Origin of the sequence: Faecalibacterium sp. AM43-5AT (assembly GCF_003603345.1) — a bacterium.
Lineage (GTDB): Bacteria > Bacillota > Clostridia > Oscillospirales > Ruminococcaceae > Faecalibacterium > Faecalibacterium taiwanense.
In genome coordinates, this window is the sequence record NZ_QVGZ01000012.1 from 53,337 (window position 1) to 72,395 (window position 19,059).

Consider the following 19,059-nt stretch of genomic DNA (forward strand, 5'->3'; position numbering starts at 1 on the left):
GGGAGCTGGCACGGCGTAAGCCGTGACTGAGGGAGTTCAAGCAGTAGCGGAGACAATTTTAAATCGTTTCTATATAAAAGAGGAAACTGCAATGCAAAACATCGACCTGATCTGTGTGGGCAAGCTGAATGCAAAATATTTCGCCGAGGGCGTGGCCGAGTACCAGAAGCGCCTTGCCGCCTTCGCGTCCTTCCGCATCATCGAGCTGCCGGAGGAAAAGATCGAGGAGAAGAACGCCTCGGATGCCGTGGTAAAAAAGGCACTGGACAAGGAGGGCAAGGCCATCCTGTCCAACGTGCGCAAGGGTGCTGCCATCGTGGCCATGTGCATTGAAGGCAGGCAGATCTCCTCCGACGAACTGGCCCAGTTCCTTGCCGACCGCGCAAACAGTGGGGCAGGAGACGTGGCTTTCGTCATCGGCTCGTCCCACGGCCTGTCCGATGAGGTGAAAAAGGCCGCTGCACTCAAGTTCAGCATGGGACGCATCACCATGCCCCACCAGCTGGCCCGCCTTGTGCTCACGGAGCAGATCTACCGTGCCTGCACCATCAATGCAGGGATGAAATACCATAAATAAGTGCAAAAACCGGTCTGTTCCCCAAAGCAGGCCGGTTTTCGGCTTTACAAGCGGCGCAAAACATGGTACAGTAAAGATACTGTGCTTTCCCTTTGAAAAGCACGCCCGGCAGTGGGGAAAGCTGCCGGAACGATACAACAACGACACGGCAAACCAGCCGCGGACGGAAAGGATGTACTACAATGGAACAGAGCGAAAAGACCCTTGATATGATCGTCAATCTCTGCAAGAACCGTGGTTATGTGTTCCCCGGTTCCGAGATCTACGGCGGTCTGGCCAACAGCTGGGATTACGGCCCGCTGGGCGTCGAGTTCAAGAACAACGTCAAAAAGGCATGGCTGAAGAAATTCGTGCAGGAGAGCCCCTACAATGTGGGTCTGGATGCAGCCATCATCATGAACCCTCAGACCTGGGTGACCACCGGCCATGTGTCCAGCTTCTCGGACCCCCTGCTGGACTGCCGCGCCTGCAAGGCGCGCCACCGCGCCGACAAGCTGATCGGCGAGGAGCACCCCGAGGTGAACGTGGATGCCATGAGCTTTGACGAGATGGATGCTTTCATCGCAGAGCATGAGGACATCGTCTGCCCCGTCTGCGGCAAGCACGATTTTACCCCCATCCGCAAGTTCAACCTGATGTTCAAGACTGCCATCGGCGTTACTGAGGATAGCTCTTCCACCTGCTATCTGCGTCCTGAGACCGCACAGGGCATCTTTGTCAACTTTGCCAACATCCAGCGCACCACCCGCCGCAAGCTGCCCTTCGGCGTGTGCCAGGTGGGCAAGGCCTTCCGCAACGAGATCACTCCGGGCAACTTCACCTTCCGCACCCGCGAGTTCGAGCAGATGGAGTGCGAGTTCTTCTGCAAGCCCGGCACCGATCTGGAATGGTTCGCTTACTGGAAGGACTATTGCGAGAACTGGCTGCTGAGCCTTGGCATCAAGAAGGAGCACCTGCGCCTGCGTGACCACGAGCCTGCAGAGCTGGCCTTCTACAGCCGCGCTACCACCGATATCGAGTACGCCTTTCCGTTCACCGACTGGGGTGAGCTGTGGGGCATCGCGGATCGTACCAACTATGACCTGACCCGCCATCAGGAAGCTTCCGGCAAGAGCCTGGAGTACTTCGACAGCGAGACCAACGAGCACTACATCCCCTACGTCATTGAGCCGTCTCTGGGCTGTGACCGTGTGGCTCTGGCCTTCCTGTGCGAAGCATACGACGAGGAGCACCTGACCGACAGCAAGGGCAAGGAGGATATCCGCACCGTGCTGCATCTGCATCCGGCTCTGGCTCCCTACAAGTGCGCCGTGCTGCCCTTGAGCAAGAAGCTGGGCGAGAAGGCCATGGAGATCCGCAACGAGCTGAGCAAGTACTTCATGGTGGATTACGACGATACCGGTTCCATCGGCAAGCGTTACCGCCGCGAGGACGAGATCGGCACCCCGTACTGCATCACTGTGGACTTTGATACCGTGGGTGACGAGGCCAAGGGCATTGCCGCCGACAACTGCGTCACCGTCCGTGACCGCGACACCATGGAGCAGGTGCGTATGCCCATCTCCGAGCTGAAAGCTTATATCGAGAGCAAGATCGAGTTCTAAACTGCTTTTTCAAGGAGCCGTTCCCGGCAAAAAAGGGAACGGCTCCTTTTGCTTGTTTTGGGCACCGGTTTGCGGTATACTGAAAACAAAAAATGCGTTTTGCACCGCAGGAGGTTCTACCGTGGAAAACTTTGACGAACTGCTGAAAAAATATGCCGATTTCATCGTCCGGGTGGGGGTGAACCCGCAGCCGGGCCAGACCCTCATCATCAACTGCCCGCTGGAGGGCGCGCCGCTGGCGCGGCTGTGCGTGCGCAGTGCCTACGAAGCCGGTGCCCGGGATGTGCAGGTGAACTGGAGCGATGACGCTGTGGCCCGCGCCCGCATGGAGCTGGGCAGCGAGGAGGCCCTGACCGACCTCAAGCCATGGCAGCTGCGCCGCTATCTCGACTATGCCGAAAGCGAGGGCGGCGTGTGTGTACTGCATCTCATTGCAGACGACCCGGAGCTGTATGCGGGCATTGACGGAAACAAGATCAGCCGGGTGAATGCTGCCCGCCGCGCCTTTATGGAGGAGTGGCAGGAGTACACCATGAACGACCGGGTGCAGTGGTCCATTGCGGCCCTGCCCAGTGTGCCGTGGGCAAAGAAGGTCTTCCAGGAGCTGGACGCGGATGCCGCAATGGAGGCTTTGTGGAAGCTGATTTTTGACGTCTGCCGGGTCACCGGCGGCGACCCGGTGAACGAGTGGCAGGCCCATATGGAGCGGCTCAGCACTCTGCGGGATAAAATGAATGCGCTGGACTTGGAAAGCGTGCATTTTGAGAGCAGCAACGGCACCGACCTGACCGTGGGTCTTGCGGATCAGGCTGTGTGGGAAAGCGCCGCCAGCAAGAGCGAAAAGGGCGTGGTGTTCCTGCCCAACATTCCCACGGAGGAAGTGTTCACTGCGCCCCACAAGGACAGGGCAGAGGGCATCGTCTACGGCACAAAGCCCTATGTGTTCAACGGCCAGCTCATCAAGAACTTCCGTGTCACCTTTGAGAAGGGCCGGGTTGTGGACTACCACGCCGAGCAGGGACAGGTGCTGCTGGGCCGTCTGCTGGACGGCGACGAAGGCTCCCGCAGCATTGGCGAAGTGGCACTGGTGCCGGCAAGCAGCCCCATCAACCGCAGCGGCAAGCTGTTCTACAGCACGTTGTTTGACGAAAATGCCGCCTGCCACATCGCGTTCGGTGCCAGCTACCCCGGCACTACGAAGGGAGGAACGGCGCTGACGAAGGAAGAGCTGCTGGCCCGCGGCATGAACCAGTCCCGCCTGCACGAGGATGTGATGATCGGTGCAGAGGACAGCCATATCACCGGCAAATGCCGCGATGGCCACACCGTGGAGCTGTTCCGAGACGGCGTGTGGGTGCTGTAAAAGACCCTGCGGCGAAAAAAATCTGCGAAAATGCTTGCATAATCGCGGGATGTATGGTATATTCTAGTAGTACGATATAGTTTAACCTGAAACGTGGGCCGCAAGGTCCGCGTTTCTTGTTTGTTTGGAGGTTTTTTATGGCGAAGCAGTCTGGCGGCAACACCGCCCAGAGAGTCGAAGCGCTTGTCCGCCCCACCGTGGAGGGCATGGGCCTGCGCCTGTGGGATGTGGTTTTTGAAAAGGAAGGTCCAGACTGGTATCTTCGCGTGCTCATCGACAAGGACGGCACCATGGATACCGACACCTGCGCGGATGTTTCCCATGCGCTGGACCCCATCCTTGACGAGGCAGACCCCATCGACCAGAGCTATTATCTGGAAGTGGGCAGCCCCGGCCTTGGCCGTAAGCTGACCCGCCCGGAGCACTATGAAGCCCTCAAGGGCCAGAAGATCCGGGTAAAGCTCATCCGCCCGAATGCAGACGGCGTGCGTGAGTTTTCCGGTATCCTGACAGGCCGCGAGGGCAGCACCGTTACGGTGAACACCGATGCGGGCGCTGTCACCTTTGAGGTGAACGCCGCATCCAGCGTGAACCTGTGCGACGATGAAGACCTGTTTGACTAACATAGATAGAGAGTAAATTACAGGAGGAACCCGAAAAATGGCAGCAGCGAACAATGAATTTTTTGAAGCTCTCTCCATGCTGGAGCACGAGCGCGGCATCACCGCAGAATACCTGATTGAAAAGATCAAGGCTGCGATCATCATTGCCGTCAAGAAGAACTATGAGGTGGAAGAGGACCACGTGAAGGTGGATATCGACCCCGCCGCAGGCCGCTTTGATGTGGCCCTGATCCAGGACGTTGTGGCCGACGAGGACTGGTACGACGAGCACTCTGAGATCGGCATTACCGAGGCACAGAAGATCCGCAAGAGCTATGAAGTGGGCGACCGCATCGTGACCCCCCTCAAGACCAAGGACTTCGGCCGCATTGCAGCCCAGACCGCAAAGCACGTGATCCGTCAGGGCATCCGCGAGGCTGAACGCAGCCAGCAGCTGAGCGAGATCCAGTCCCGTGCACACGACATCGTGCAGGCCACCGTTACCCGCGTGGATCCCGAAAAGGGCATCGTTGCTCTGGATCTGGGCAAGGGCGGCGAGGCCATCCTGCCCCACAACGAGCAGGTGCCCGGCGAGGTGTACACCGAGGGCCAGACCCTGCAGGTCTACGTTGTGGACGTGGTCAGCACTGAGCGCGGCCCCCGCGTTATGATCAGCCGCACCCACCCCGGCCTTGTCAAACGCCTGTTTGAGCTGGAAGTGCCCGAAATTTTTGACGGCACTGTGGAGGTCAAAGCCATCAGCCGCGAGGCTGGTGCCCGCACCAAGATGGCTGTTTGGAGCAAGGACCCCAACGTGAACCCTGTTTCCGCCTGCATCGGCGAGCACGGTGCCCGTGTAGCTGCTGTTGTGGAAAAGCTGGGCGGCGAAAAGATCGACATCGTGAAGTGGAGCGAGGATATCTCCGAGTTCATCTCCGCAGCACTCAGCCCGGCCAAGGTGGTCAAGGTGGAACTGCTGCCCGGCGAGACCCGTTCCTGCCGTGTGACCGTGCCCGACCAGCAGCTGAGCCTTGCCATTGGCAACAAGGGCCAGAACGCACGCCTGTGTGCACGCCTGACCGGCTACAACATTGATATCCGCCCCGAGAGCGGCTATTATGGCGAGGAAGAGCCGAAGAAGGAAGCCGAGACCGACACCGAGTAATTCCGGCGCAGATGGCCAAAGGAGGAAAACCGGATGGCACAGAAAAAGATCCCTTCCCGCCAGTGCATCGGCTGCATGACCAGCCGCCCCAAAAAGGAGCTGGTGCGTGTGGTACGTGCACCCAGCGGAGAGATCAGCATTGATCTGGTCGGCAAAAAGCCGGGCCGCGGCGCGTATCTCTGCCCGAACCCCGACTGCCTGACCAAGGCAAAAAAGAAAAAGGCGCTGGAGCGCTGCTTTGAGCAGCCGGTTCCCGCCGAAGTTTACGAGGCTCTGGCCGCACAGCTGGCCGAAGCCGCAAAGGAGGCAGCAGCAAATGGCAAAGAAGAATAACACCCCCGCAAAGCCCAAGCTGCCGCCGGAGGAAGCGCTGTTTCAGGCGCTGAGCCTGTGCCGCAAGGCGGGCGCACTGACCATGGGCTTTGATGCCGTGGAAGATGCCTGCGTCAAGAGCAAGGCATGGCTGGTGATGGTGGCAAGCGATGCCAGCGCCAAGACCGTGCAGCGCCTCGACTATTCTGTGGGCGATCTGGTGGATGTGATCACCATGCCGCTTACGCAGGATAAACTGGCCGATATCAGCCGCAAGCCTGTGGCTGTTTACGCGGTGACTGACCGCAACCTCGCAAAGCTCTGCTTTGACCGCCTGTCGGACTGCGGAGCAATCAAAAATGAGGAGGATATGACCGAATGATCGTAAAATATAAAGTGAGTGATTTTGCAAAGGACCTGAACCTTTCCGCCAAGAAGGTCCTGGATGAGCTGAACGCCATGGGCAGCACCGGCAAGAAGAACAGCTCCAATCTGGAAGAGAACGAGCTGAACTACCTGCTGGAAAAGTTCAGCAAGGATAACAGCGTGGCAAATCTGGACGAATTCCTGAACAGCGCCAAGGCCGCAAAGGAAGAGCCGAAGCCCACTGAGAAGAAGGCCGAGAAAAAGCCCGAAGCTCCCAAGGCAGAAAAGAAGCCGGAGCAGCCTGCCGCCAAAAAGGCAGAGCCTGCCCAGCAGGATAAGAACGGCAATAAGCATAACGAAAAGAAGAACGAGCAGCACAAGAAGCGCGAGGAAAAGACCGTTTCTCTCAGCGAACTGGCTCGTGAGACCGGTGCCAAGGCATCCGCTGCTCCGGCACAGGCTGTGTCCGTGCGCCGCGAGGACAATCAGGTCACCGTAGATACCCGCACTGTGGATATGAACGTGGACCGCTTCGATGCCCGTTACGATGATCTGGCTTCCACCAAGAACACCGAGAACCGCCGCAAGCCCACCCCGCAGGGCAACAAGCAAAAGTTCACCCAGCGCGGTCAGCGCCAGCGCCAACAGTTCCAGAAGGGCAAGCGCGAGACCGAGTTTGAGCGTCTGCAGCGCATCCAGCTGGAAAAGGCCCGCAGCGCACAGCTGAAGGTGATGATCCCCGACGAGATCACCGTGGGCGAGCTGGCTGCCCGCCTGAAGCAGCAGGCCGGCAAGGTCATTGCCAAGTTCATGCAGATGGGCGAGATGCACGCCATCAACGACGTGATCGATTTCGATACCGCTTCTCTGCTGGCAGAGGAGTTCCACGCAAAGGTCGAGCACGAGGTGCATGTGACCATCGAGGAGCGCCTGTTCACGCAGGAAGAGGATTCGCAGGAGGACCTGGTGGAGCGTCCCCCGGTGGTCTGCGTCATGGGCCACGTTGACCACGGCAAGACCAGTATTCTGGATGCCATCCGCAAGACCAACGTTACCGCAGGCGAGGCCGGCGGCATCACGCAGGCCATCGGTGCATATCAGGTCAAGGTCAACGACAGCCTCATCACCTTCCTGGATACCCCGGGCCACGAGGCGTTCACCTCCATGCGTGCCCGCGGTGCCAACATGACCGATATTGCAGTTCTGGTGGTTGCTGCCGACGACGGCATCATGCCCCAGACCATCGAGTCCATCAACCACGCCAAGGCTGCAAATGTCAAGATTATCGTGGCAATGAACAAGATGGATAAGCCCACCGCAAACCCCGAGCGCGTGATGGAAGGCCTGACCAAGTACGGCATCATCACCGAGGACTGGGGCGGCGATGTGGCCTGCATCCCGGTGTCTGCCCTGACCGGCATGGGCATCAACGACCTGCTGGAGCGCATTGCTCTGGAAGCTGAGGTCATGGAGCTGAAGGCCAACCCCAACCGCCGCGCCAAGGGTGCGGTCGTCGAGGCCCGTCTGGACAAGGGCCAGGGCCCCATTGCCACCATTCTGGTGCAGAACGGCACCCTGCACTCCGGCGATGTGATCATTGCCGGTACCGCTGTGGGCCGCGTGCGCACCATGCGCAGCGACAAGGGCCAGCTGCTGAGCGATGCCGGCCCCTCTACCCCTGTGGAGATTACCGGCCTGACCGCAGTGCCCGAAGCAGGCGACCTGTTCGAGGCTGTTGAGGATGAGCGTCTGGCCCGTGAGCTGGCCGAACAGCGCGTTGCTGCCGCCAAGGAAAAGCAGTTTTCCTCCTTCCAGAAGGTCACGCTGGATAACCTGTTCAGCCAGATGGCTCAGAACGACATGAAGGAACTGGCCATCGTGGTCAAGGCCGATGTGCAGGGCTCTGCCGAGGCTGTGAAGCAGAGTCTGGAGAAGATCTCCAACGAAGAGGTGCGCGTGCGCGTCATCCATGCCGGTGTCGGTGCCATCAGCAAGTCCGACGTGGATCTGGCCGATGCCTCCAACGCCATCATCATCGGCTTCAACGTCCGCCCGGACAATGTGGCCAAGGAAGAAGCTGCTGCCACCAAGGTGGAAATGCGTATGTACCGCGTCATCTATGATGCCATCAACGATGTCACCGACGCTATGAAGGGCATGCTGGCTCCCAAGTTCCGCGAGGTGTCTCTGGGCGAGCTGCAGGTCCGTCAGGTGTACAAGATCTCCAATGTGGGCACCGTTGCAGGCTGCCGCGTGACCAGCGGCAAGATCACCCGCGACAGCAAGGTGCGCGTGGTGCGTGACGGCATCGTGATCACCGAGGACGAAATCGCATCCCTGAAGCGCTTCAAGGATGATGCCAAGGAAGTGGCCGAGGGCTACGAGTGCGGCGTTACTCTGGCAAAGTTTGCCGACGTTAAGGAAGGCGACGTGTACGAAGCCTTCAAGATGGAAGAGTACCGCGATTAAGATCTGAAATAACCCTCTCCGTCATTGCTGGCGCAATGCCACCTCCCCCGAGGTGGGAGGTTTGCAGAGAAACGGAACGTTTGCCGTATCCACGCAAAAAGCTCGCCCCTCGGGAGAGCTGCCGAGCGAAGCGAGGCTGAGAGGGTTTTCTTTTATAGGGAGAAATACTATGTCTCAGAAGAATATGGGCCGTCTGGCACAGGATATGAAGCGCGAGATCATTGCCATCATCGGCAGGCTGAAGGACCCGCGTCTGGAGGGCGGTCTTTTGACCGTCACCCGTCTGGATGTGACCCCTGATCTGGATGTGGCCAAGGTGTATGTGAGCGTGATGGGCCGCGAAGACGGCCCGAAGCCCGCCATCGAGGCACTGAACCGCGCGGCAGGCCATGTGCGCACTGAAGTGAGCAAGAAAATGCACATCCGCAAGGCTCCCCGCTTCATCTTCGTAGAGGATGACGGTGCCGCCTATGCAGCCCACATCAACGAGCTGCTCCGCACGCTGAACGTGAACGGCGACGCTGACACCGAAGCCAGCGCACCGGAGGAGACCGAAGAATAATTCCGCCTGCGGAAAGGATGGATCATGGAATGACAGAACAGTTGAATGTGCAGCAGATGGCCCAGCGCCTGATGACGGCGGACAACATTTTGATTCTGTGTCACAAAAACCCGGATGGCGATACCATTGGCTGCGGCAGCGCGCTGTATTGTGCACTGAAAGCACTGGATAAAAACGCGGCAGTGCTCTGCTCCGATGCCATTCCCAACCGGTATGCGTTTACCAACGCACATATGTTCAAAGGCGAGTTTGAGCCGCAGACTGTGGTAGCGGTGGATGTTGCCAGCGTGCAGCTGTTTGGAGAAAACAACGGTATGCCGCAGTTCTCGCGCCATGTGGACCTGTGCATCGACCACCACGCAGGCAACAGCGGCTATGCCGACTTCACCTTGCTCAATGGCAGCGCCGCAGCGGCGGCAGAGCTGCTGTACGAGGTGATCAACGCCATGGGCGTTGCCATTACGCCGCACATTGCAGACTGCCTTTACACCGGCCTTGCAACCGACACCGGCTGCTTCCGGTTCTCTTCCACCACGGCAAACACCCACATCGTGGCGGCAAAGCTCATTGAGGCGGGCTGTCATGTGGAAGAGCTGAACACCCTGCTGTTCGATACCAAGCCCCGTGAGCGCATGGAGGCCGAGCGCATTGCCCGCAACCATCTGGAATACTATCTGGACGGCCGGTGCGCGCTCATCTACCTCACCCGGGACGAGATCGAGCAGAGCGGTGTGGACCCGGCCGATCTGGAAGAACTGACCAGCCTGCCTGTGAGCATTGAGGGCGTAAAGGTGGGCCTGACCCTGCGGCAGCAGCCCGGCGGCAGCTACCGCATCAGCGTGCGCACCGCAAAGGGCGTGGACGCCTGCGCCATCGCTCGGCGTCTGGGCGGAGGCGGTCACAGCTGCGCTGCAGGCTGTGAGCTGCTGGGCAATCTGGAAAACGCAAAAAATGCAATTCTGGCAGAGGTGGAAGCCGAGCTGGACGCACCGCAGGAGGAAGCATAAATGCAGGGCATCCTGATCGTTGACAAGCCCATGGACTGGACCAGCTTTGATGTGGTGGCAAAGCTGCGCGGCGTGCTGGGCACCCGCAAGCTGGGCCACAGCGGCACGCTGGACCCCATGGCCACCGGCGTGCTGCCGGTGTTCTGCGGCGGTGCCAGCAAGGCAGTGGACCTGCAGCTGAACCACGATAAAAGCTACCGTGCGGTTTTAAAACTGGGCGCGCGCACCGACACCGGCGATGTGACCGGCACTGTGCTGGAAACGGCTCCGGTCACGGCGGGCGAAGGGGAACTGCTGGCCGTGCTGCCACAATTCGTCGGCCCGCAGATGCAGGTGCCGCCCATGTACTCGGCCATCAAGCTGAACGGTCAGCCGCTGTATAAGCTGGCCCGTGAGGGCGTGACCGTGGAGCGCAAGGCGCGCCCCATTGAAATTTACAGCATCACCTACGGCGGAAGCCCGGCAGAGAATGAGTATGCGCTGGATGTAACGTGCTCCAAGGGCACCTATATCCGCACATTGCTGGAAGACATTGCCGCCGCCATGGGCCAGAAGGGCACCATGAGCGCACTGCGCCGCACCTCGGCGGGCGTGTACACCGAAGCCGATGCCCACACGCTGGAGGAAATTCTTGCCGCAAAAGAGCAGGGCATGGACGCACTGGAAGCGCTGATGCTGCCGGTGGAAAGCGTGTTTGAAAGCCTGCCGCTGCTGGTGGTGGAGCCTTGGGTGGAACAGCATTTGTACAACGGCTGCCCCACCAGCCGGTATCCGGCAGCAGATGGCCGCTACCGGGTGCGCAATGCCGCCGGACAGTTTTTGGGCCTTGCCAATATCGTACAGGGCGTGCTGCGGGTGGAAAAACTGTTCATAGAACGTAATTGAAAAAGGAAACAAAACCCATGCAGATCATTTCACAATTTGCACCGCTGCCGCTGGCGCAGCCGGAAAAAGGCACCGCAGTGGCAATGGGCTTTTTTGACGGCATCCACATCGGCCACCGTGCGGTGATCGAAAGCGCCGTGCAGTGGGCCAAAGAACACGATGCCGCCCCGGCGGTGTTTACCTTCAAGCTGCCGATGGTGAATAAGATGAAGGGCAAGCGCCTGCTTTCCACAGCGGATAAGCATGCTCTGATCGCAAGCCTTGGCGTGGAGTATTACCTCACGCCGGACTTTGAGGAGATCAAGGGCCTGACCCCGGAGCAGTTCGTGCTGGGCATCGTGCGGGACTGCAATGCCCGTGCGCTGGTCTGCGGCGAAAACTTTACCTTTGGTGCCAAAGCGGCCGGCAACCCGGAGCTGCTGCGCACCCTCTGCGCTCCGTTGGGCGTGGAGGTGATCGTGGTGCCCATGGCGCAGTTTGAGGAAAAGCCGGTGTCTTCCACCCGCATCCGCACCGCGCTGGAAGGCGGCGACATCCCGGCAGCAAACGCCATGCTGGGGATGCCCTACGCCATCCGGTTCGAGGTGCAGCACGGTGCAGGTCTGGGCCACACGCTGGGGGTGCCCACCATCAACCAGCTGTATCCCGAGGGCTTTCAACTGCCCCGCAGCGGCATTTATATCACCCGCACCCGCATTGGCGGGGTGTGGTATCCTTCGGCCACCGGCCTTGGCAGCCGCCCTACCGTCAATGATGATGCCACCAAGGTGACCTGCGAGACCTTTATCCCGGGCTTTTCCGGCGACCTCTACGGCACCGACCCGGTGGTGGAGTTCCACGCCTACCTCAGCCCCAGCAAAAAGTTTGATACGCTGGACGAGCTGCGGGCCTGCATCAACAACGCTGCAAAGCGTGCACAGGAATATTTTGCATAAGAAAAAATCCCGTCTTCTGTTGCAGAAAGACGGGATTTTTTGCGCAAAAGCGCCTGTTTTATTCGTAGTCGATGGGTAAAGTGGGCAGACCGTTCAGTTCAAGGCCCGCTGTGTGGCCTGCAATGTACTGGTAATACCCCTGCGCCGCGATCATAGCGCCGTTGTCACCGCAGAATTTCAGCTCCGGCAGATAAACTTTTGCACCCAGCTTCTGGGCACCGTCGTTCACCAGCTGGCGCAGCCGTCCGTTGGCGGCAACTCCGCCTGCCAGACACACCTGCTTTGCGCTGGTGTCCGCTGCGGCCAGCAGCAGCTTTTCGGCCAGAATGCCCGCAATGCGGTCCTGAAAGCTGGCGGCAAGGTCGGGCACATTCACTTCTTCGCCCTTCATCTGGGCCTTGTTCACCTCATTGAGCACGGCGGTTTTCAGGCCGGAAAAGCTCACGTTGTACTTGCCGTCCACATGGGGCACCGGCAGGCGGTAGGCCTTGGGGTTGCCGGTCTTGGCGGCATTGGCCACGCTGGGGCCGCCGGGGTAGGGCAGACCCAGCGTGCGGGCCACTTTGTCAAAGGCTTCACCGGCGGCATCGTCCACCGTGTGGCCGAGGATGTGGTAATGGGTGTAGTCCTGCACCTCCACGATGTGGCTGTGCCCGCCGGAGGCCACAAGGCAGAGGAAGGGCGGCTTCAGCTCCGGGTGGGTGAGGTACAGCGCGGCAATGTGTCCGCGCAGGTGGTGCACCGGCACCAGCGGCTTATTGGCCGAGTAGGCCAGACCCTTGGCAAAATTCACGCCCACCAGCACTGCACCGATGAGGCCCGGCGCAAAGGTGACGGCCACGGCATCCACATCGTCGATGGTCTTGCCTGCATCCAGCAGGGCTTTTTTGACGGTAGCACTGATAAACTCGCAGTGGCGGCGGCTGGCGATCTCCGGCACAACGCCGCCGTAAAGAGCCTGTTCTTTGACGCTGGTGGAAATGACGTTGCTCAGCAGGTGCCGGCCATCCTCCACCAGAGCTGCGGCGGTCTCGTCGCAGGTGGATTCAATTCCCAAAATAATCATGTTTTAGTGGGCCTCCAGCCAGTTTTTGCCTGCGTGCACATCGGTGCTCAGGGGCACGGCGTACTGCACGCAGCCTTCCATTTCCTCCCGCAGGATCTGCGCAGCCTTTTCGGCTTCGGCCTGCGGGGCTTCCACGATCAATTCATCGTGGACGGTCAGGATCAGGCGGCTTTCCATCTTTTCGTTCCGCAGCCGCTTCCATACCCGCACCATGGCCAGCTTGATCACGTCGGCCGCAGTGCCCTGAATGGGGGTGTTGCGGGCCATGCGTTCGCCGCTGGAACGCACATTGAAGTTGCTGCTTGCCAGCTCCGGCAGAGCACGGCGGCGGCCGAACAGGGTGGATACATAGCCCACGGCCTTGGCGTCCGCGATGGTCTTATCCATGTAGCCGCTCACCTTGGGGAACGCGGCCAGATAGTTCTTGAGGAAGGCATCTGCCTCCTTCACACTCACGCCGATGTCCTTGGCAAGGCTGTAAGCGCCCTTGCCGTACATGATGCCAAAGTTGATGGCCTTGGCAGAAGAGCGCAGCCGGGAGGTGACTTCTTCCTGCGGGATGCCGTAAATTTTTGCGGCGGTGCTGCGGTGGATGTCCTCACCGTTCAAAAACGCCTGCTGCATGTGCTCATCGCCGGTAATGTGGGCAAGGATGCGCAGCTCGATCTGGCTGTAGTCGGCATCCACCAGCACACAGCCGGGCTTTGCAATAAAGTAGGCGCGCAGCTGGCTGCCCAGCTCGGTGCGGATGGGGATGTTCTGCAGGTTGGGGTTATCGGAGGAAAGCCGTCCGGTGCGGGCCTCGGTCTGGTTGAAGGTGGAGTGGATGCGGCCATCCTCGCCGATCACCTTCAAAAGGCCCTCCACGTAGGTAGAGTTCAGCTTCTGGTAGGCGCGGTACTGCAGAATGTCCTCCACCAGCGGGTAATCCCGCAGGCTTTCCAGTGTTTCGGCATCGGTGGACCAGCCGCGCTGGGTCTTTTTGCCGTGGGGCAGGCCCATAGTGTCAAACAGCATTTCGCCCAACTGCTTGGGGCTGTTGGGGTTGAAGCTGGCGCTGCCGGTCTCCATATGGATGCGGCCCAGCACCTGCTCCAGCTCGGTGCGCAGCTTCACACCGAACTGCTCGATGCCGTCCTTATCCACCAGCACACCGGTGCGGGTCATATCGGCCAGCACCTGTGCCAGCGGGAACTCGATCTCATTGTAAAGGCTGTCCTCACCGCAGGCGGTGATCTCGGCCTTCATCTTGCAGAACAGGTCGGCAAGGCGGCCTGCATCCGGGTAATCGGCACAGGTAAAGGCAGCAGCGGCGCGGTAGCTGGCGGTCAGCTCGCTGATCTGATACTTGGAAGCAGAAGCATCCAGCAGGTAGGCGGCAAGCTTGCCGTCCCACACGATGCTGCTGCCCCAGCCGCCTGCGGCCATGGCCTTGGCATAGAGGGGCGCTGCGTTGAACACTTCCAGCGTTACGTCTGCGTTGTCCAGCAGGCGCATAAGGTCGGCATCCTCCAGCGGGTAAACGGTGCAGTCCTGCACGGCGTACCAGCTCTCCGGCTGCAGCACCACGTTGCGGGTGCCCTGCTTGCCCATCACGGCCGGGCGCGATGCCACCAGATAGGTGCCGGAAGGAGCCAGCGGCAGAGCTTCCAGCTCTGCTTCAGCCAGCTCGATGCCGTCCTCTTCTTCCGGGGCGGCAGGTGCAATGCCGTCCAGCCCAAAGCGAGGGATCAGAGAGTGGATCTCCAATTCCTGCAAAAGGCGCACGGCCTCGGCTTTGTTGCCCTCGCCCACGGCATAGGTGCCCTCGGCCGTGTCGATGGGTGCATCGGTGCGGATGGTGCCAAGGGTGTGGCTCAGCTGGGCCATCTCGCGGCATTCCAGCAAATGTTCCCGCTGTTTGGGCTTGATGAGCTTATCGTCGATGTGCTCGTACACGCCTTCCAGCGTGCCAAAGTTCTGCACAAGGGTCAGGGCGGTCTTTTCACCAATGCCCTTCACGCCCGGAATATTATCCGAAGCATCGCCCATCAGGCTCTTCACCTCAATGAGCTGTCTGGGCTGGATGCCGTATTTTTCCTGAATGGCATCCACGTCCATCGTCACCGTCTTGCTGCGTCCCATGACAGTGGCGGCAAGCAGCACAGTGGTGGTGTCACTGACCAGCTGCAGGCTGTCCCGGTCTCCCGTAGCAAGGAAGCAGTCGTCCTTCCGGGCGGCGCAGGCAGCGGCCAGTGTGCCAAGGATATCATCTGCTTCCCAGCCTTCGGCGGTGACGGTGCGGTAGCCGAGGTCTGCCAGAAGTTCCTTGAGCACCGGCATCTGCTGGGCCAGCTCTTCGGGCATGCCATGGCGGGTGGCCTTGTAGCCATCGTACATTTTGTGGCGGAAGGTGGGAGCCTTCAGGTCAAAGGCAACAGCCACCTCGTCGGGTTCGCACTCCTTAAGCAGGGAGAGCAGGATATTCAGAAAGCCATAGATGGCGTTGGTGTATCGTCCGTCCTTGGTGGTCAGCAGCTTGATGCCAAAAAAAGCACGGTTGGCAATGCTGTTGCCGTCAATGACCAGTAAACGCATAGTCGTGTTCCTCCATTGCATTATTACACATTCTGCATTATACCACAAAACCGTGCCCAGCGGGGGATTTTTGCGCAAAAAAGAGAGAAAGCCGCCAACATGGTTGACGGCCTTCCCTCTTACTCCTCGATGCGGATCGCGCTTACCGGGCAGGCGTTGGCTGCGTCCACAGCCTGCGGCACCTCCTCCGGTGGGATCGGCCCGGGCTGGGCCACGGCCAGCGTGCCTTCCATCTGGAACACGGCGGGGCAAAGCCCGGCGCACTGGGTGCAGCCAATGCACAGATCAGGGTCAACATATGCGTTCATAGAAAAACCTCCTTCTGATAATGCCCTGCGGGCAGTATGGCCCATCCGGCTGCGAATTATGCCTATGCAGAGGGCACAGGATGTGGTACAATAAAAATTCAGGAGGGTACAGACCATGAATATTCAGATCTTTGGCACAAGCAAGTGCTTTGATACCAAAAAGGCCCAGCGCTATTTCAAGGAGCGCGGCATCAAGTTCCAGATGATCGACCTCAAGGAAAAAGAGATGAGCCGCGGCGAGTTCGAGAACGTGGCCCGCGCTCTTGGCGGCTGGGAAAAGCTGGTGGACCCCAATGCGAAGGACAAGCAGACCCTTGCACTTCTGGACGCACTGGTGGACTGGCAGAAGGAGGACAAGCTGTTTGAGAACCAGCAGCTGTTTTTAACGCCCATTGTACGCAATGGCCGCAAGGCCACCGTGGGCTACCAGCCCGATGTGTGGAAGACATGGGAATAAGGAATGCGCTTTTCACAAAAAAACCACGGGCATAGTTTTGCACAATGGGCCGGTATGTGGTATACTGGACACTGTAGCATTTGAGAACCCTGGGAGATAAAACAACTATGAAACATTATATTACCCCTGAAGAACATGCCCGGATGCAGCGCCGCCGCGGGCGGCAGGCACTGGGCCTTCTGGTTGCCATTCTGGTGATCGTGGGCTTTGTTACCGTGCTGCGGGCCGGTGTGGGCGCGGTGGCGAACCTGTTCGATGATACCGCCCAAAAGCAGGAATATGAAGATAAGCTGGAAGGGCTTGTGCTGTTTGACCCCATGCCATTTGACGGCATTGAGAACATCGACGACCTGACTCTGCGCGAAGCTGCAGTGTGGGGGTGCATCTACAGTATTCAGGAAACGCAGGGCGGCTTTGACAACTACAATACCGACCCCGACACCGAACAGCTGCTGCTGCCCTCGCTGGATGTGGATGCCTACCTTGCAAAGCTGCTTGGCCCCGGCTTCAAGCTGACCCACCGCAGCTTTGAGATGGAGGATATGACCATCGAGTTTGACGATGCCACCCAGTGCTATAAGATTCCGGTCACCGGCACGGTGGGCTACTACCGCGCAGTCGTGACCAAGCTGTTCAAGCGCAGCGGCAAGCTGCATGTGACCGTGGGCTATATCCCCACCGCCAGCACGGACGACAGTATCATCAATGTTTCTTCGGATACGCCCACCAAGTACATGGATTATCTGTTCGAGCGCCAGAGCGGCAGCTGGTATCTCACCGGCCTGACCGAGAGCGAGACCAAGGCCGAGAGCACGGAAAGCACACCGGCCGCGAATGTGCCGGAACCCATGGCAGAAAGCGATGTGCAGGATGCCATTCTTGCAGCAGCCGGTTCGGATTCTGCTTCGGCTGAGGCAGACAGCACCGCTGCAGACGAGGGCGTGGATACACAGGCGGAGGAACAGCCCGCCGACAGCACCGAGGCACAGGCGGACGAAAGCACAGCCAGCCCGGCGGCATAATACAAAACAAAAATACCGGATACAAGGCAGATGCTTCGTATCCGGTATTTTTTATTTGAGGTCAAATTTTACGATCACCAGCCGGTACCACAGGTACGGCACCATGTTCCAGATCATCCACAGCTCCATCAGGATGTAGTTGGGCAGATCCTTCAGGCGGAAAGGCCGCTTGCCCAGCCTGCCGCTTTTCAGCAGGGCAAAGGCTTCGTGCATCCCCTTGTCCCACGCCTCGCCAAAGCCCTGTTTGTGGAACTTGTAGCACTTGAGCAGGTAGCCCACGGCCAGCGGGATGAAGTTTAAAATCAGCATCAGCAGCGGTTCGTTCTTGAGGGGCAGCAGGATGCTGTTGCGGCCGCTCTGCTGGCTTTTGAAGGCGTTGTACTTCACCGCGCCGGTGCTGGCACCGCAGATGTGGTAGCACTTGGCGGTGGGGCAGAGCAGGTTTTTATAGCCTGCATTGTTGGCGCGCCAGCTCAGGTCCACATCCTCAAAGTAGGCAAAGAAGTTCTCGTCAAAATTGCCGATCTCGTCCAGAATGCTCTTGCGGTAGAGCGCCGCACCGCCGCAGGCCGAGAAGATGCGCTTTTGCCGGGTGTAGCGGCTTGCGCGGCGGCCATCGCCGGTCTTGCAGGCAAAGCCCATCCAGGTGACATAATCGCCGGCATCGTCGGCCAGCTCCCGGTCAAAGTGTCGGATCATCAGGCTCTGCACTGCAAAGATTTTCGGGTCGGTCTCAGCGGTGCGGATCAGCTCTTCCAGCCACTGGGGTTCGGCAAAGGCATCGTTGTTGAACAGCACCACATATTCACTGTCCGCCAGCGCAATGCCCTGATTCACTGCATGGGAAAAGCCGGTATTGGTGCCGTTTTCGATGAGGGTGAAATTTTCGCGGCTGCAGTAGCTGCGGGCCTGCTCAAGGCTTTCGTCGGTGGAACCGTTGTCCACCACAATGAGCCGGAAGTTCTGTTCGGTCTGGGCATAGACCGACTCGATGGAATCCTTGAGCCAGCCCTTGCCGTTGATGTTCGGGATCACGATGGTCGCTTTATACATAAAGACACTCCTAAGTCTGTGCACAATTACAATGCCAGTATAGCATATCTGCGCACAAAAAGAAACCGCATCCCGGCAGGATGCGGCTTCGGCAGGGCAAAAATTATGCGGCAAGGGCTTTTTCGATGTTGGAAAGAATGGTGTCGTGATCCTCGGCGCAAACCAGGATCACCTCGCCAGTGGGGGCTACGGTGACGGTGGCCGCCTTGGCGACCTGATACTGGTCCTCAAGGTAGTGCTCCATGGACTGCTGTTCGCTCTGAACATAGGCTTCCAGTGCGGCCTTCACGGCATCGGTCTTGCCCTCGGCTGGCTTTACGATGGCAACGGCGTAGCTGCGCACCATCATGGAGGAAACAGAGGCAGCAAAGCTCTCGTAGCTGCCGTCCTCAAGGCCCAGCAGGGGGAACACGATGTCTTTCAGCTCGTCATTCAGCTGGTCGGCCTCATACTCGGCGCTGTAGCCATCGATGGCGGTGAATTTGCCGTCCTCACCTTTGGTAAAGATCATATCGTATTCGTTGTCCTCGTCGGTGCGGGCATCGTGGATGATCTGGGAGTAGTCCTTCGGGGTGGCAGAGTCGGCCTTGCTGCCGGCAGAGCAGCCCACCAGAGCAAGCAGGCACAGACCGGCAAGCAGGGAAGCAATGATACGTTTCATAAGTGAAATCCTTTCGTGTGTGAAAATCTTCGTGTGAAAGCGGGCGCAGCGGTTTTGAAGCTATTGTG

19 protein-coding genes are annotated in these 19,059 nt (G+C 59.2%); 14 read left to right on the forward strand and 5 right to left on the reverse strand.

The features are described from left to right. The first annotated feature begins 91 nt into the window (after nucleotides 1-91). The 12 genes from rlmH to ribF all read left to right on the forward strand — a co-directional run bounded on the left by rlmH (nucleotide 92) and on the right by ribF (nucleotide 11,847). Nucleotides 92-577 (forward strand): 23S rRNA (pseudouridine(1915)-N(3))-methyltransferase RlmH, encoded by a 486-nt coding sequence (gene rlmH / locus DW937_RS12380; protein WP_044954166.1) that lies wholly within the window; start codon nucleotides 92-94, stop codon nucleotides 575-577. 182 nt (nucleotides 578-759) lie between these two features. Beyond that, entirely contained in the window at nucleotides 760-2,181 is a 1,422-nt protein-coding gene (locus DW937_RS12385) for a glycine--tRNA ligase (protein WP_097773884.1), read from the forward strand. A gap of 121 nt (nucleotides 2,182-2,302) precedes the next feature. Continuing rightward, on the forward strand, nucleotides 2,303-3,544 hold the full coding sequence (locus DW937_RS12390) for an aminopeptidase (protein WP_120121106.1): 1,242 nt from the start codon (nucleotides 2,303-2,305) through the stop codon (nucleotides 3,542-3,544). A 137-nt stretch (nucleotides 3,545-3,681) separates the two neighbouring features. Further along, nucleotides 3,682-4,167: a ribosome maturation factor RimP gene (gene rimP, locus DW937_RS12395; protein ID WP_005945397.1), complete on the forward strand. Its 486-nt coding sequence runs from the start codon at nucleotides 3,682-3,684 to the stop codon at nucleotides 4,165-4,167. A 37-nt stretch (nucleotides 4,168-4,204) separates the two neighbouring features. Beyond that, nucleotides 4,205-5,311, forward strand: a complete 1,107-nt coding sequence (nusA, locus tag DW937_RS12400; RefSeq protein ID WP_097773881.1) for a transcription termination factor NusA — start codon at nucleotides 4,205-4,207, stop codon at nucleotides 5,309-5,311. 33 nt (nucleotides 5,312-5,344) lie between these two features. Next, on the forward strand, nucleotides 5,345-5,644 hold the full coding sequence (locus DW937_RS12405) for a YlxR family protein (RefSeq protein ID WP_005945403.1): 300 nt from the start codon (nucleotides 5,345-5,347) through the stop codon (nucleotides 5,642-5,644). After that, complete coding sequence (locus tag DW937_RS12410; RefSeq protein WP_005945406.1) at nucleotides 5,628-6,005, forward strand: hypothetical protein; 378 nt, start codon at nucleotides 5,628-5,630, stop codon at nucleotides 6,003-6,005. Before DW937_RS12405 ends, DW937_RS12410 begins: the two co-directional genes overlap by 17 nt. Further along, the gene (infB, locus tag DW937_RS12415; RefSeq protein WP_118529232.1) at nucleotides 6,002-8,458 is read left to right on the forward strand and encodes a translation initiation factor IF-2; all 2,457 of its coding nucleotides are present in this window, start codon (nucleotides 6,002-6,004) and stop codon (nucleotides 8,456-8,458) included. Before DW937_RS12410 ends, infB begins: the two co-directional genes overlap by 4 nt. A gap of 169 nt (nucleotides 8,459-8,627) precedes the next feature. Next, complete coding sequence (gene rbfA / locus DW937_RS12420; RefSeq protein ID WP_005945412.1) at nucleotides 8,628-9,020, forward strand: 30S ribosome-binding factor RbfA; 393 nt, start codon at nucleotides 8,628-8,630, stop codon at nucleotides 9,018-9,020. A 17-nt stretch (nucleotides 9,021-9,037) separates the two neighbouring features. After that, on the forward strand, nucleotides 9,038-10,027 hold the full coding sequence (locus DW937_RS12425; protein WP_120020160.1) for a bifunctional oligoribonuclease/PAP phosphatase NrnA: 990 nt from the start codon (nucleotides 9,038-9,040) through the stop codon (nucleotides 10,025-10,027). Beyond that, nucleotides 10,028-10,912, forward strand: a complete 885-nt coding sequence (gene truB / locus DW937_RS12430; RefSeq protein WP_120121108.1) for a tRNA pseudouridine(55) synthase TruB — start codon at nucleotides 10,028-10,030, stop codon at nucleotides 10,910-10,912. Between the two features lie 17 nt (nucleotides 10,913-10,929). After that, nucleotides 10,930-11,847, forward strand: a complete 918-nt coding sequence (gene ribF, locus DW937_RS12435) for a riboflavin biosynthesis protein RibF (protein WP_118529235.1) — start codon at nucleotides 10,930-10,932, stop codon at nucleotides 11,845-11,847. 58 nt (nucleotides 11,848-11,905) lie between these two features. Here ribF and tsaD read toward each other — a convergent pair whose 3' ends face one another. The 3 genes from tsaD to DW937_RS14945 all read right to left on the reverse strand — a co-directional run bounded on the left by tsaD (nucleotide 11,906) and on the right by DW937_RS14945 (nucleotide 15,798). Next, the gene (tsaD, locus tag DW937_RS12440; protein ID WP_118529236.1) at nucleotides 11,906-12,913 is read right to left on the reverse strand and encodes a tRNA (adenosine(37)-N6)-threonylcarbamoyltransferase complex transferase subunit TsaD; all 1,008 of its coding nucleotides are present in this window, start codon (nucleotides 12,911-12,913) and stop codon (nucleotides 11,906-11,908) included. 3 nt (nucleotides 12,914-12,916) lie between these two features. Next, nucleotides 12,917-15,490 (reverse strand): DNA polymerase I, encoded by a 2,574-nt coding sequence (polA, locus tag DW937_RS12445; RefSeq protein ID WP_120121110.1) that lies wholly within the window; start codon nucleotides 15,488-15,490, stop codon nucleotides 12,917-12,919. Between the two features lie 119 nt (nucleotides 15,491-15,609). Then, nucleotides 15,610-15,798, reverse strand: a complete 189-nt coding sequence (locus DW937_RS14945; RefSeq protein WP_005945433.1) for a ferredoxin — start codon at nucleotides 15,796-15,798, stop codon at nucleotides 15,610-15,612. A gap of 115 nt (nucleotides 15,799-15,913) precedes the next feature. Here DW937_RS14945 and DW937_RS12455 point away from each other — a divergent pair, with 115 nt between their 5' ends. Next, nucleotides 15,914-16,255 (forward strand): ArsC/Spx/MgsR family protein, encoded by a 342-nt coding sequence (locus DW937_RS12455; protein ID WP_005945436.1) that lies wholly within the window; start codon nucleotides 15,914-15,916, stop codon nucleotides 16,253-16,255. A 107-nt stretch (nucleotides 16,256-16,362) separates the two neighbouring features. Continuing rightward, on the forward strand, nucleotides 16,363-17,277 hold the full coding sequence (locus DW937_RS12460) for an Ice-structuring protein (RefSeq protein WP_120121112.1): 915 nt from the start codon (nucleotides 16,363-16,365) through the stop codon (nucleotides 17,275-17,277). A 51-nt stretch (nucleotides 17,278-17,328) separates the two neighbouring features. Here the strand turns inward: DW937_RS12460 and DW937_RS12465 are convergent, their stop codons facing one another. After that, entirely contained in the window at nucleotides 17,329-18,330 is a 1,002-nt protein-coding gene (locus DW937_RS12465; protein WP_005945443.1) for a glycosyltransferase family 2 protein, read from the reverse strand. A gap of 103 nt (nucleotides 18,331-18,433) precedes the next feature. Next, nucleotides 18,434-18,991, reverse strand: coding sequence for a DUF4358 domain-containing protein (locus tag DW937_RS12470; protein WP_120020165.1), 558 nt, complete (start codon nucleotides 18,989-18,991; stop codon nucleotides 18,434-18,436). Nucleotides 18,992-19,059 lie beyond the last annotated feature (68 nt).